Origin of the sequence: Kribbella sp. NPDC050820 (assembly GCF_040653975.1) — a bacterium.
Lineage (GTDB): Bacteria > Actinomycetota > Actinomycetes > Propionibacteriales > Kribbellaceae > Kribbella.
In genome coordinates this window covers 117,031-131,232 of sequence record NZ_JBFAHB010000013.1, presented here as the reverse complement: position 1 = coordinate 131,232, position 14,202 = coordinate 117,031, and the positions used below count along the sequence as shown (strand labels likewise).

Annotated in this window: 8 protein-coding genes; 5 read left to right on the top strand and 3 right to left on the bottom strand. The window is 69.3% G+C overall.

The annotated features are described in order from the left end of the window. Nucleotides 1–145 precede the first annotated feature (145 nt). Complete coding sequence (locus AB0H36_RS14880) at nucleotides 146–1,075, top strand: SMP-30/gluconolactonase/LRE family protein (protein WP_360522012.1); 930 nt, start codon at nucleotides 146–148, stop codon at nucleotides 1,073–1,075. A gap of 117 nt (nucleotides 1,076–1,192) precedes the next feature. Beyond that, entirely contained in the window at nucleotides 1,193–2,161 is a 969-nt protein-coding gene (locus AB0H36_RS14875) for a hypothetical protein (RefSeq protein WP_360522009.1), read from the top strand. Between the two features lie 50 nt (nucleotides 2,162–2,211). Here the strand turns inward: AB0H36_RS14875 and AB0H36_RS14870 are convergent, their stop codons facing one another. From AB0H36_RS14870 to AB0H36_RS14860, 3 genes are all read right to left on the bottom strand, one after another. Continuing rightward, on the bottom strand, nucleotides 2,212–3,651 hold the full coding sequence (locus AB0H36_RS14870) for an Nramp family divalent metal transporter (RefSeq protein ID WP_360522006.1): 1,440 nt from the start codon (nucleotides 3,649–3,651) through the stop codon (nucleotides 2,212–2,214). 86 nt (nucleotides 3,652–3,737) lie between these two features. Further along, a complete protein-coding gene (locus AB0H36_RS14865) occupies nucleotides 3,738–4,178 on the bottom strand; it encodes a YdeI/OmpD-associated family protein (protein ID WP_360522003.1) in 441 nt (146 codons plus the stop codon). A gap of 218 nt (nucleotides 4,179–4,396) precedes the next feature. Continuing rightward, on the bottom strand, nucleotides 4,397–6,619 hold the full coding sequence (locus AB0H36_RS14860; protein WP_360522000.1) for an MMPL family transporter: 2,223 nt from the start codon (nucleotides 6,617–6,619) through the stop codon (nucleotides 4,397–4,399). A gap of 179 nt (nucleotides 6,620–6,798) precedes the next feature. Between AB0H36_RS14860 and AB0H36_RS14855 the strand changes: the two genes are divergently transcribed. From AB0H36_RS14855 to nirB, 3 genes are read left to right on the top strand one after another with little or no spacing between them, the layout of a single operon-like run. Further along, nucleotides 6,799–8,166 carry an MFS transporter gene (locus AB0H36_RS14855; RefSeq protein WP_360521997.1) on the top strand — a complete coding sequence of 456 codons (1,368 nt, stop codon included), beginning with the start codon at nucleotides 6,799–6,801 and terminating at the stop codon, nucleotides 8,164–8,166. Continuing rightward, nucleotides 8,163–10,283 (top strand): molybdopterin oxidoreductase family protein, encoded by a 2,121-nt coding sequence (locus tag AB0H36_RS14850; protein ID WP_360521994.1) that lies wholly within the window; start codon nucleotides 8,163–8,165, stop codon nucleotides 10,281–10,283. Before AB0H36_RS14855 ends, AB0H36_RS14850 begins: the two co-directional genes overlap by 4 nt. Next, nucleotides 10,280–14,185: a nitrite reductase large subunit NirB gene (gene nirB / locus AB0H36_RS14845; protein ID WP_360521991.1), complete on the top strand. Its 3,906-nt coding sequence runs from the start codon at nucleotides 10,280–10,282 to the stop codon at nucleotides 14,183–14,185. Before AB0H36_RS14850 ends, nirB begins: the two co-directional genes overlap by 4 nt. The last annotated feature ends 17 nt before the right edge of the window (nucleotides 14,186–14,202 follow it).

Below are 14,202 nucleotides of genomic sequence, written 5' to 3'. Positions count from 1 at the left end.
TTGACTCAGTTGGGGAAGGCACGCGCCCCCGTCCGGCGCCGCTCACATCGTTCCGCACCGGGAGGTCCACCGAGCGGTCTTCCGGCCCACGCCGTACCGAAACGGAATAGGCTTTCCGGGGTAGCCGACCTTCTGAGGAGTGACGATGACGGGCATTCTCGAGCCGCTGGCCGGTACTGCGCCGGCCGTCTGGGAGAAGCTGGACGACCGGTTCGCCGGGATCCGCGGCGACCGGCTGCTGGAACGGCTGTGGACCGGCGGGCGGTGGGTGGAGGGCCCGGTGTACTCGCCGGCCGGCCGCTACCTGCTCTGGAGCGACATCCCGAACGACCGCATCCTGCGCTGGGACGAGACGTCGTACCAGGTCTCGGTCTTCCGGCACCCGGCCGGCAACACGAACGGGCACACGCTCGACACCGAGGGGCGCCTGGTCAGCTGCGAGCACGGCAACCGCCGGGTCACCCGGACGGAGCACCACGGCGCCGTCACCGTGCTGGCCTCCGAGTACGACGGGAAGCGGCTGAACAGCCCGAACGACGTGGTGGTCAAGCGCGACGGGTCCGTCTGGTTCACCGACCCGGCGTACGGGATCGACAGCGACTACGAGGGGTACAAGGGCGAGATCGAGACCGGCGGCTGCCATGTCTACCGGGTCTCGCCGGACGGCGTGCTGACCCGGGTCGCCGACGACTTCAACCGGCCGAACGGGCTGGCCTTCTCACCGGACGAGTCGTTGCTCTACATCGCCGACTCCGAGGAGGGCACGCTGCGGGTGTTCACCGTGGACGGCGACAAGCTGTCCGGCGGCGAGCTGTTCGCGGAGTGCGGCAACGGGATCTTCGACGGCATCCGGCTCGACACCGAGGGCCGGATCTGGGCCTCGGCCGCCGACGGCGTGCACGTGTACCACCCGGACGGCACCCTGCTCGGCAAGCTCCTGGTGCCGGAGACGGTCTCCAACCTGGTCTGGGGCGGCCCGAAGCGCAACCGCCTCTTTCTGACCGCGACCACGTCGGTCTACTCGGTGTTCACCACCGTCAACGGCGCCCCCGGCCCGTACGGCCCGCTGCGCTGACGGTTCCCTCCTGCGAGGGAGGTCGTTGGTCCTGCAGATGGATCACGTCGACAGGGTGTGAGTGACAGCGTGCTTCGGGTGGCCCGCACCGGGCGGGCCGGATCCGAAGGAGTTCACGTGCTCAGCCCGAAGTTCGTCCGTCGACTGGTTCCTGCCGGAGCACTGGCCCTGCTGGCGGCCGTCGGCGTCCTGGCATCGCCGGCCGCCGCCGGCCAGGACCCGGTGATGCGGGTCTCCGGTGCGGCGGGTGGTCAGCTGGGACCGGAATGGCCGGGGATGGAAGGCGATCCGGTGTGGTTCGAGATCGACGGCCAGGCCGACGATCCGCTGCATCCGTCCGGGACCTTCCACGTCGTCCACCGCAAGCCGGACGGCCGGCTGCTGGCCGAGTTCAGCGGCCGGATCACCAGCCTGAAGGCCGTCGACGAGGTGGCGATCGTGACCGGCGTGATCGACGCGGCGGAGCATCCCGATGTCGACCGGGAGTTCGTCGGCAAGCCGGTCGCGATGACGGTGTACGACGGCGGCGACCACGACCGGATCGGCTGGGCGTGGGGCTTCTTCGGTGCCCCGGTGAGCCCGCTCCAGGGCACCGCGCCGTACTTCGCCCTGACCGAAGGCGGCTTCCGGGTCGACGGGGGAGCACGCCATCACGGTGCTCAGGGCAACGGTCCGGCGGTGGACGTGCAGACGGGCGACGGTACGACGATCGCCGCCGTACTCGGTGGTCCGAGCCCGTCCGGCAGCGCGCTGCGCTTCGAGCTCGCCGCGCGGGTGCCGGCTGGGGGTGACCCGACCCAGGTCCAGGGCAGCTTCCGCTTCACCGAGCGGGGCAAGGCGAACCTCGAAGGCCGGCTCACCTGCCTGCAGACCGGTGGCCCCGTCGCGGTCACCACCGGCGTGGTGACCAGGTCGGATGATCCCGCTCAGGTCGGCAAGCCGGTGTCGTTCTCGCTCAAGGACGGTCAGGTCGACCGGATCGCCTGGCTCTGGAGCTGGGCTGCCGAGAAGCCGTCGATCGCCGACTGCCTCTCGACCGTCCCCTCCTACGCCCCGCGCTGGGGCGGCGTCGCCGTACGGCCGTAGACCTGACGGACCCGGGTACGGCGTCGTGGGGCGCCGTACCCGGGGTTGGGTCAGAAGTTCTTCTTGACCTGGTCGATGACGGTGAAGACGGCCAGGAACCCGAAGGCGAGGAACGAGAACGCGAGCACCGCGGTGCGGAGCTTCGTGATCCGGATCGCCTTGGGCAGGGCCCGCGAGTTCATCCACCACAGCAGGCCGGAGTAGAAGAACATCATCGTGCCCGCGGTACACGCCGAGATGACCAGCAGCACCAGCGGCTGGGTCAGGCCGGCCAGCAGTACGAGGATGCCGAAGGCAACGAGTCCCCAGACCAGGAAGAAGTACAGCTTGGACTCGCTGACCTTCGACGTCCGCAGGTAGCGCGACTTGACCATGTCCGCGGTCAGCCGGGACGTGTAGTCGACGATGCCGGTCGCGGCCGCGAACAGCGAGAACGCGCCGATCGCCCAGAACAGGTAGCCGAACCAGTCGCCGACCAGCGTCTGCAGCGTGGTGCCCTCGATCTTCAGGAAGCTGATGTTGTTCTTGACGTCCGGGTTCCCGAACAGGGTCGCGTGCGCGAGCATCGAGGTGAACACGATGGTGAGGATCGTGATCGCCACGAAGGTCAGGCCCTGCTCGACGTTGGCGAACTTCCACCAGCGCCGCCAGCGGGACATGTTCGCGTCGTCGATGGTGAAGGTGTAGCCGTTGGCGGTCGGGTCCGCCTCTTTCTCACCGGTGATCGGCGAGGTCAGCCGCGGCACGTGCACACCCATGCCGAAGCCCTTGTCCCGGATCCAGTTGCTCTGCACCAGGTTCTGCCCGCCGCCGGCGCCGGCGTACGCGATCGCACCCATGATGAGCGCGAACCCGAGCTGGTCGGCCGGGAACTGCGGGTTGGTGACCGCGTCGCCGAGCGCGCTGTAGGTCTTGCCCCGGATGGCGAAGGCCAGCGCCAGCACGACCAGCAGCGCGACGGCCGCGATCTTGACGAAGATCAGCCGCTCGAGCATCACGTAGACGACCGGCGCGAAGGTCAGGATCAGGCCGATCACGAGCAGGATGCCGATCGCGATCCAGCGCGGGTCCCCGGCCCCGAACAGGTAGGTCAGCATCGACGCCGAACTGGTCGCCCAGCCGGGCCACATGTTCGCGAAGTACGTCATGATCGCGAAGAACAGGCCCCAGTGCTTCCAGTACCGGTTGAAGCCGGTCAACGCTGTCTCACCAGTGGCCAGCGTGTACCGCTCGATCTCCATGTTCAGGAACCACTGGACGATCACGCCGACCACGGCGCCCCAGAGGAACACCAGGCCGACCTGGCTGGCGATGTACGGCCACAGGATGAACTCGCCGGACGCCAGGCCGACGCCGGCGCCGACCATGCCGGGGCCGATGATCTTCCAGGTGTTGGTGGGTGGTTCGGGTAGGTCGCGAACCTGCGGTGCGGGCAGGTTCCGCGTCGGCAGAGCGAATCTGCCGTGCTCAGTCGATGTCGTGTCTGCCATCGTGGTCCTCACTTCCTCGACCCCCGCGCACTATGTCCGGACCATAACGAATACTGTCGACACGGGCGACCCGACACAGTGCGCCTTTAAGGAGACTTGAGCACCTCCACCGCCTTGGCGATCCGCCGGGCGCGGGTCTCGGGCTTCTTGGCCTCGTTGATCGCGTTCACATGCTCGCGCCGATGGCTGTAGCTGAGGGCATCGAAACTCTTTCGAAGCCCAGCCTCCTCGAGCGCCGCCGCCAGATCCTCCGGTACGTCGACCGTCCGCTCAGCGGTGTCCCGCTCGAGCGTCACGGTGACCGAATCACCGTCGCCCTTCCCCAGCTGAGTCCGGATCCCCTTCAGCATCCCGATCACCATGCACCCACCCATGGACGCGATCGACCCCCGATACGCCACCCCATCAAACGAGGCCCGCACCGGAATCCGCCCCCCACCCCCGAGCGCGGCGATCACCTCCCCAGGCACCTCCACCCAGGCCCCACCCCCGTCATTCACCACAACCGTCCCCACAAACATCTCCATCCCCCAAAGGTACAAAGCAAAGCGGCGAGTGGAGCCGAGCCAGCCCGCCTTACGCCACTGCCAGCTCGGGAGATCCGAACCGCCAGGCCACCACAATCGGCCGTTCACCCCGGTGCCGCGCTCGCGCACGGGCCCGGCGGGCAATTGTGATGGCCTGGCGGTCCGCCCCCACAGGACGGGGACAAGCAGACAACGGAACCACCAGGGATGGCTGCTGTTTAGTTCTTCTCTGACGCGTCTTCCCGTGCGAGTTTGCTGGGCCACCAGATCTTTTTGCCTATGTCGTAGGACAGGGCGGGGACGAGGAGGGAGCGGACGACGGTGGTGTCGAGGAGGACGCCGAAGGCGACCATGAAGGCTATTTGGACCAGGAAGAGGATGGGGAGGACGGCCAGGGCGGAGAAGGTGGCGGCCAGGACGACGCCGGCGGAGGTGATGACGCCGCCGGTGACGGCCAGGCCGATCAGGATGCCGGGTCTGGTGCCCTGTTCCTGGGACTCCTCCCGGACGCGAGTCATCAGGAAGATCGAGTAGTCGATGCCCAAGGCAACCAGGAAGACGAACGCGTAGAGCGGGATGCTCGGGTCGGCGCCCGGGAAGCCGAAGACGTGGTTGAACATCAGCGCGCTCACCCCGACCGTGGCGCCGAACGAGATCACGTTCGCGACCACCAGCAGGACCGCCGCCACGATCGAGCGCAGCAACAGCATCAGTACGACGAAGATCACCGCCAGGATCGCCGGGATGATCACCCGCAGATCGCGCTCACTCGCATCCAGCACGTCCAGGTTGATCGCCGTGTTCCCGCCGACCAGGATGTCCGGCGAGACCTTGTCCAGCTCGGTCCGCAGGTGTTCGACCACCTTGGTGGCCTCGGGGGAGTCGGCCGCGACCTCCAGCGTCGCCTGGACCAGAACCTTGCCGTCGACAACCTTCGGCGGTACGCCGGGAGCCGCCGACGCGGACGCCGTACCGACGCCTTCGACCTGCGACGCGGTCTGGACCACCTGGTCGGCCTGCCCGACCGGAGTCAGGATCTGGACCGGCGTACCGGCTCCGGCGTCGAAGTGCTTGGCCAGCTCCTCCTGCCCGGTGACCGACTCGACCTTGTCGAGGAACAGGTCCTCCTGCGAGATCCCGCTCGCCTTGAACGTCGGCAGGAACGCCGCGCACGCCAGCAGCGCGAGCGCGCTGATCGCCCAGACCTTGCGGGGGCTGCGGCCGACCAGACCGGACACCCGTCCCCACAGCCGACGGCCGCCGACCTGGTCGCGGGCGTGCACGTGGTCGACGCGCGGGATGGACGGCCAGAAGATCCGGCGGCCGAACGCGAGCAGGATGGCCGGCAGGAAGCTCATCGAGGCGATCAGCGCGCCGGCGATCCCGATCGCGCCGACCGGGCCGAGGCCCTTGGTGCTGCCGAGCTGGGAGAGCAGCAGGCAGAGCAGACCGAGGATGACCGTCGCCGCGCTGGCCGCGATCGGCTCGATCGACGCCCGCCACGCGATCCGCATCGCGTCGTACTTGCTGGTGTAGTCGTGCAACTCCTCTTTGTAACGGGAGACGAGTAGCAGCGAGTAGTCGGTCGCGGCGCCGACGACGAGGATGAACAGGATGCCCTGGCTCTGCCCGTTCAGTTCGATGACGCCGTTCTTCGCCAGCGGGTACACGACCAGCGCGGCCAGCGCGAGGCCGAAGACGGCGGTGAGCAGTACGGCGATCGGCAGGATCGGGCTGCGGTAGACGATCAGCAGGATGACGAACACCACCGCGAGCGCGACGCCGAGCAGGATCCCGTCGATCCCGCCGAAGGCGACGACGAAGTCCGCGAACACGCCGCCCGGGCCGGTCACATAGACGTTCAGGCCAGTGGGTGTGAGGTCTTGCTTGATCTCGGCCCGCATCGCCTCGGCGGCGGCGTACAGCACCGTCTCGCCCTCGTGCACCACGTCGTCGACGCGGTCGCCGTCGAGCTCGACGGTGATCAGCAGGGCCTTCTTGTCCTCCGACGGGATCACCGTCTTGGCCGGCGCGACGAGGTAGTCACCGATCGTCGACCCGTTGCCGAGGTCCAGCGTCGGCACCTTGGCGAGGAACTCGTTGGCCTTCGCGAGGTCCGCGGGCGTGATCCCGGAGTCCCGCACGATCAGCACGAAGTACGGCAGCGCGTTGGAGTCGACGAACTTCGCGGACTCGTTGGCGACCAACGTGGATTCGGCTTGTTTCGGGAGGAAATTGGCGTTGTCGTTCTCCTGGACTTCGCTCAGCTTCCCGACCGTCGGACCGCCCAGCGAGGCCAGCACGAGCCACCCGATCAGTACGGCGGCGATCGCCGCGCGCCACGCCCAGCGGCCACCCGTGCGTCCGCCGCTGCGCCCGCCCTGGCCGCCGTCCCCAGTCTCCAGACCTGCCTCTTCGGTGGTCTGCTCAGTCTGTTTCAACGTTGTCCCCTCAGCGTCGGTAGGGGCACAGTACCCAGCCGCGCCAGTTGTCCTCTCACTGCCCGCCGATGGGTGTGCGGGAGCCGTTTCGGCGGCGTAACAACAAGATGACTACTCGGAAACACCCCGGTCATAGCGTCCTGGCCTAATCAGTGAGGTCGGATGATCGGAGACTTGCCATGACGCTCGAGGCACGACCTGAGGCCGTCGCCACCCGCGATGGCAGCGGTGCAGTGGGGACAGTCGAGGCGCCCAGGCGCGGGCGCTGGATCGATGTCTGGGACCCGGAGGACGCCACGTTCTGGGCCGAGAAGGGACGTGCGGTCGCGCGGCGCAACCTCTGGCCGTCCATCTTCGCCGAGTTCCTCGGCTTCGCCGTCTGGCAGCTGTGGAGCATCGTCGTCGTCTCGATGCCGAGGGCCGGATTCGGCTACTCCACCAACCAGCTGTTCTGGCTGGTCGCGTTGCCGAGCCTGGTCGGCGCGACGCTGCGGCTGCCGTACACGTTCGCGGTGCCGCGGTTCGGCGGCCGGAACTGGACCATCGTGTCCGCGCTGCTGCTGCTGATCCCGACCACCGGGCTGGCCTACTTCATGACCCAGCCGGACACGCCGTTCTGGCTGATGGCGCTGGTCGCGGCCACCGCGGGTGTCGGCGGCGGCAACTTCGCCAGCAGTATGACGAACATCTCCTTCTTCTACCCGGAGAAGGAGAAGGGTTTCGCGCTCGGCATCAACGCGGCCGGCGGCAACCTGGGCGTGGCCGTGGTCCAGCTGGTGGTGCCGGTGGTGATCGTGCTCGGCGCCGGCCTGTCGCTGAACCGGGCCGGCCTGCTGTGGATCCCGCTGGTCCTGCTGGCTGCCTTCCTGGCCTGGAAGGTGATGTCCAACCTGTCCGTCGCGACCTCCTCGTTCTTCACCTCGATCGCGGCGGCGAAGCGGCCGCACACCTGGATCATCTCGTTCCTCTACATCGGCACCTTCGGCTCGTTCATCGGCTTCGGGGCGGCCTTCCCGCTGCTGATCAAGACCACCTTCCCCGAGATCACGGTGTCCAACATCGTCTTCCTCGGTGCCCTGGTCGGCTCGATCGCGCGGCCGTTCGGCGGCAAGCTGTCCGACAAGCTCGGCGGCGCCTGGGTGACGGTCTGCGCGTTCGTGGTGATGGGCGCGGGCATCCTGTCGGCGATCGTGTCGCTGAACGCGGGCAGCTTCCCGGCGTTCCTGATCAGCTTCCTGGTCCTGTTCGTCGCCAGCGGCGCCGGCAACGGGTCGACGTACCGGATGATCCCCGCGGTGTTCCGGCTGACCACGCCGGACGACCCGGGCCGGGCCAAGCGGGAGGCGGCGGCCTGCATCGGGATCGCCTCCGCGGTCGGCGCGTACGGCGGCTTCCTGGTCCCGCGCGGATTCGCGATGTCGACGAGCAGCTACGGCTCGCTGATCCCGGCGCTGTACGTCTTCTGCGCCTTCTACCTGGTCTGCCTGGCCGTGACGTACTTCTGCTACCTCCGCAAGGGTGGCCCGCTCAGCCGGGAGCGCGTGTGACGGCAGTCCCCACCCACTGTCCGTACTGCGCATTGCAGTGCGCCACCTCCCTGCACCCGGCCGCTCGGCCGGGTGCAGTGGAGGTGCAGCCACGCGCCTTCCCGACCAACAAGGGTGGGTTGTGCCGCAAGGGCTGGACGGCGGCCGAGGTGCTGACCGTGCCCGACCGGCTCACCACTCCGCTGGTGCGGGACGCGGCCGGCGACCTGGTTCCGGTCAGCTGGGACGAGGCGCTCGACTTCGTCGCCGACCGGATCCGTTCGCTGCAGGCCGCACACGGCAACGACGCCGTCGCGGTCTTCGGCGGCGGGGGACTGACCAACGAGAAGGCGTACGCGCTGGGCAAGTTCGCCCGAGTGGCGCTGAAGACCGCGAACGTGGACTACAACGGCCGGTTCTGCATGTCGTCCGCGGCGGCCGCGACGAACCGCGCCTTCGGGATCGACCGTGGGCTGCCGTTCCCGCTGGCCGATGTGGCCGGTGCCGGCGCCGTCCTGCTGGTCGGCAGCAACATCGCCGAGACGATGCCTCCCGCGGTCTCGCACCTCGAGGGTGTCCGCGGCTCGGGTGGGCTTCTGGTCGTCGACCCGCGCCGTACGGCGACAGCCTCGCTGACCGAGGACGGCGCCGGCATCCACCTCCAGGCGACCCCCGGGACCGACCTGGCGCTAGTGCTCGCGCTGACTCACGTCGTACTGCAGGAGGGGCTGGCCGACACGGCGTACCTGACCGAGCGCACCGACGACCCGGACGCGCTGTTCCGCTCGACCGCCTCCTGGTGGCCCGAGCGGGCGGAACGCGTGACCGGTGTGCCGGCCACGACGATCCGGCGGGCAGCGCGAGCACTTGCGGCTGCGGCACCCGTGCACGGAGGTGCTGGAGCGTTCATCCTGACCGGGCGCGGTGCAGAGCAGCACAGCAAGGGCACTGACACGGTCACGGCCTGCATCAACCTCGCGCTGGCGCTGGGACTGCCCGGCCGGCTGGGCAGCGGCTACGGCTGCATCACCGGTCAGGGCAACGGCCAGGGCGGTCGCGAGCACGGCCAGAAGGCCGACCAGTTGCCCGGCTACCGCAGCATCGCCGACCCCGCCGCCCGCGCTCACGTCGCGTCGGTCTGGGGCGTGGACCCGGACAGCCTGCCTGGCCCGGGCAAGAGCGCGGTCGAACTGATCAACTCACTCGGTACGACGGATGGCCCGAAGGCGCTGCTGGTGCACGGCAGCAACCTGCTCGTGTCGGCACCGCGACTCTCCTCCGTGCGTGAGCGGTTGGCCGCTCTCGACCTGCTGGTCGTGGCGGATGTCGTGCCGTCGGAGACCGCACTGCTCGCGGATGTCGTCTTCCCGGTCACGCAGTGGGCCGAGGAGGAAGGCACGATGACCTCGCTCGAGGGCCGAGTGATCCGCCGTCGTGCCGCCATCACCCCGCCCGGTGAGGTTCGCAGTGATCTGGCGATCTTCGCCGGTCTCGCCGAGCGCCTGGACAGCATTCCGTTCTCGACCGATCCGGCGGAGATCTTCGAGGAGCTGCGGCTCGCCAGCAAGGGTGGCAAGGCGGACTACTCCGGCATCACCTGGGACCGCATCGACGCCGGCGAGGCGCTGTTCTGGCCGGTGCCTGCCGAAGGCCACCCGGGTACGCCGCGGCTGTTCGCGGACTCCTTCAGCACGCCGGACGGCCGCGCGCACGTCGTACCGGTCGACCACCGCCCGGTCGCGGACGACCTGAACGCCGCGGCGCCGATGTACCTGGTCACCGGGCGGCTGCTGCAGCACTACCAGAGCGGCGCGCAGACGCGGCGGGTGCCGGAGTTGGCCGAAGCCGAGCCGGAGGTGTTCGCCGAGATCCACCCGCGGGTGGCGGCGCAGTTGGGTGTTTCCGATGGGCGCCCGGTCCAGCTGCGCACCACCCGCGGCGCCATGGTCCTCCTGGCCCGGGTGACCACCGACGTCCGTCCGGACACGGTCTTCGTGCCGTTCCACTACGGCGGCGCCGGCGCGGTCAACGAGCTCACCAACGACGCGCTCGACCCGGTGTCCCGGATGCCCGAGTTCAAGGCCTGTGCCGTCGAAGTCACAGCCGCCAGCCTCCCGGCGACTGGAGTTCCGGCATGAACGAACGAATGGTGATCATCGGAGGCGGTATGGCCGGCCGACGGCTGGCTGGCCTGCTTCCGTCGTACGACGTGACCGTCCTCGGCGACGAGGGGTCCTACAACCGCGGCCGGCTGACCGAGTACGTCGCCGGTCGCGCAGCCGAGCCGGTGATCGGTTCGGAATTGGTGTCGACCGCGGCCCGGGTCGACCGCTCGCGGCAAGTGGTCACGGACACCGATGGTCGTGAGTGGGCCTACGACCGGCTCGTGTTCGCGACCGGTGCAACTCCCGTTGTTCCAAAGGGGATTCCGGACGCGGCCGGAGTGCACACGCTTCGGTCCGCGGCCGACGCACGGGCGATTGTGGAGCAGGCGTCGCGCGTACGGCGTGCCGTCGTGCTCGGCGGCGGCGTGCTCGGCGTCGAGACGGCCTGCGCACTGCGTGAACGCGGCGTCGCGGTGACGCTCGTGCATGACGGGGAAACCCTGCTGGACAAGACGATTCGGCTCACTGCCGGTCGGCGGGTCACCCGGGCGGTGCGTGAGCTCGGCGTCGAGGTGCTGCTCAACACGACCCTCGAAGGCACGGACCTGCGCGACGAGCGGTTCCGGGCGCTGCGATTGCGTGGCGGTCGGCAGGTATTCGGCGACTTGCTGGTCGTCGCCTGTGGAGTGCAGCCGCGCGCCAACCTCGCCACCGGGCTGACGGTCCGGACAGGCATCGTCGTCGACCGCACGTTCACGAGCCCGGACGACACTCGAGTGCACGCGATCGGCGACTGCGCCGAAATCGACGGTCGGGTCACCGGGACGGTCGCGTCCGCGTGGGCCCAGGCCGAGGCGCTCGCGCAGCACCTGTCCGGCGAGGAGTTCGACGTACCCGACTTCGAGGTGGTTCGGCTGACTGCGGGCGGCCTCGATCTGCTTGTCCTCGGCGACAAGGAGGATGACGGGGAGGTGGTTCGGCTCGAGGACGGTGAGCGGTACGTGCGCGCCGTACTGCGGGACGGCATCGTCCGCTCGGCCGTCGCGGTCGGCGCCCCCGAGGTGGCCGCCGAGCTCGTGCTGCTGGCCGACCGGGGCACACCCGTCGCGGCCGAGGGGCTGCTGGCGGCTCCCGACGTACCGAAGAAGAAGGTGGCCACCGTCTGCAGGTGCAACGGGGTCACCAGGGCCGCGATCGAGGCGGCTTGGCGTGGAGGTGCCGACAGCGTCGCCGGCATCGCCGCGAAGACGCGGGCGACGACCGGGTGCGGCAGTTGCACCGGCGCCGTCGGCGATCTGCTCGACCGCTTCCGCCGCGGCGAGACCGAACCAGTACCAACCAGGAGGGCGACGATGACAGAGCTGAACAAGGCCCGGCACGTAGTGGTGGTGGGCGGAGGAATGGTCGCTCACCGGTTGGTCGAGGCGCTGCGGTCCCGCGACCCGGAGATCCAATGGCGGATCACGGTGCTGGCGGAGGAGCCGCGGCTGCCGTACGACCGGGTCGCGCTGACCAGCTACTTCTCCGGCCGCGACCCGCACGACCTGTCGCTGGGTGACCCGGAGCTCTGGGACGACCCGGCGGTGACACTGCGCAAGGGCGTTCAGGTCACGTCGTTCGACAGCACGGCCAAGACCGTGACGACCGCGCGCGGCGAGAAGATCGAGTACGACGAACTGGTCCTGGCGACAGGCTCGTCGGCCTTCGTGCCGCCGGTGAAGAACAACGACGCGCAGGGCTGCTTCGTCTACCGCACCATCGACGACGTGGCCGCGCTCCGGGTGTATGTCGAGCGGCTGAAGAGCGAGGGCAAGGACGTCCACGGCGTCGTGGTCGGCGGTGGTCTGCTCGGACTCGAGGCAGCTGGTGCGCTCCGAGCCCTCGGTGCGGCGACCAAGGTGGTCGAGTTCGCGCCGCGGCTGATGCCGCTGCAGGTGGACGAAGGCGGCGGCGCCGCGCTGGCCCGGCTGATCGAAGGACTCGACGTCGACGTGATGGTGTCGACGCAGTGCACCCGGGTCAAGCTCACCTCGCAGGGCGCGGCTCGTGCGATGGCACTCGCCGACGGCCCCGATCTGCCGGCCGACGTGGTGGTGTTCGCGACCGGTGTCCGGCCGCGTGACGAGCTGGCCCGCGAGGCCGGCCTGGCCGTCGGTGAGCGCGGCGGTGTGATCGTCGACGAGGCCTGCCGGACTTCGGTGCCCGGTGTCTGGGCGATCGGTGAGGTCGCCTGCATCGAGGGTCGGGTCTGGGGTCTGGTCGCTCCCGGTTACACGATGGCGGAGATCGTGGCCGACCGGCTGCTCGGCGGCGAGGCGACGTTCCCAGGTGCGGACACCTCGACGAAGCTGAAGCTGCTCGGTGTCGACGTGGCCAGCTTCGGCGACGCGTTCGGTACGTCGGAAGGCGCGCTCGACATCGTCTACGCCGACCCGATCGCCGGTGTCTACAAGAAGCTGGTCTTGTCCGACGACGCGCGGACCTTGCTCGGTGGCATCCTCGTCGGCGACGCATCGGCGTACTCCGGGCTCCGGCCGATGGTCGGCCGTGAGCTCGGCGCCGACCCGGCGGCGTTCCTGCTGCCCGAGGGCGCCGGGCCGGTCAAGCTCGAGCTGCCCGACGACGCGCCGGTCTGCTCCTGCAACAACGTCTCGGCCGGCACCATCCGCTGCGCCGTACGCGACGAGGGCTGCAGCGACATCAAGTCGGTGTGCGGCAAGACCAAGGCCGGCACGTCGTGCGGATCGTGCCTGCCGATCGTGAAGAACCTGATGAACACCGAGCTGGCCAAGGCCGGTGTCGAGGTCAGCAAGGCGCTGTGCGAGCACTTCGCGCTGTCCCGCGCCGAGCTGTTCGACGTGGTCCGGATCACCGAGCTGCGCACGTTCAGCGAGATCGTCGAGCGGCACGGCACCGGGCGCGGCTGCGACATCTGCAAGCCGGTGGTCGCGTCGATCCTGGCCAGCCTGGACCCCGCGGGGCACGTGCTCGAAGGCGAGCGGGCGACGCTGCAGGACACCAACGACCACGTGATGGCCAACATGCAGAAGGACGGCACGTACTCGGTCGTCCCGCGGGTCCCGGGCGGCGAGATCACCCCGGAGGGCCTGATCACGATCGGCGAGGTGGCCCGCGACTTCGGCCTCTACACCAAGATCACCGGCGGCCAGCGGGTCGACCTGTTCGGCGCCCGGATCGAGCAGCTGCCGGCGATCTGGAAGCGGCTGGTCGACGCGGGCTTCGAGTCCGGGCACGCGTACGGCAAGGCGCTGCGCACGGTGAAGTCGTGCGTCGGCTCGACCTGGTGCCGGTACGGCGTCCAGGACTCGGTCGGGATGGCGATCGCGCTGGAGCTGCGGTACCGCGGGCTGCGGTCGCCGCACAAGCTCAAGCTCGGTGTCTCCGGCTGCGCCCGTGAGTGCGCCGAGGCGCGCGGCAAGGACGTCGGCGTGATCGCGACCGAGAAGGGCTGGAACCTGTACGTCGGCGGCAACGGCGGCATGACCCCGCGGCACGCCGAGCTGCTCGCTTCCGACCTGAGCGACGACGAGCTGTTCCAGGCGATCGACCGGTTCCTCATGTACTACATCCGCACCGGCGACCGGCTGCAGCGGACCTCGGTCTGGATCAGTGAGATCGAAGGCGGTCTCGAGCACGTCAAGGACGTCGTACTGAACGACAGCCTCGGGATCGCCGGCGACCTGGACGCCGCGATGGCTCGGCACGTGGACTCGTACGTCGACGAGTGGCGCGCCACCCTGAACGACCCCGACAAGCTGGCCCGGTTCGTCTCCTTCGTGAACGCGCCGGACCAGCCGGACGCCGACCTGCGGTACGTGGTCGAGCGCAATCAGCCGCGGCCCGCCACCCCGGCCGAGCGCGGACAGCTGGAGCCGGTGCTGCTCGCCGGTCCCCGATTGGAGGTACGCCAGTGAAGGAGCGAAGCGAGTTC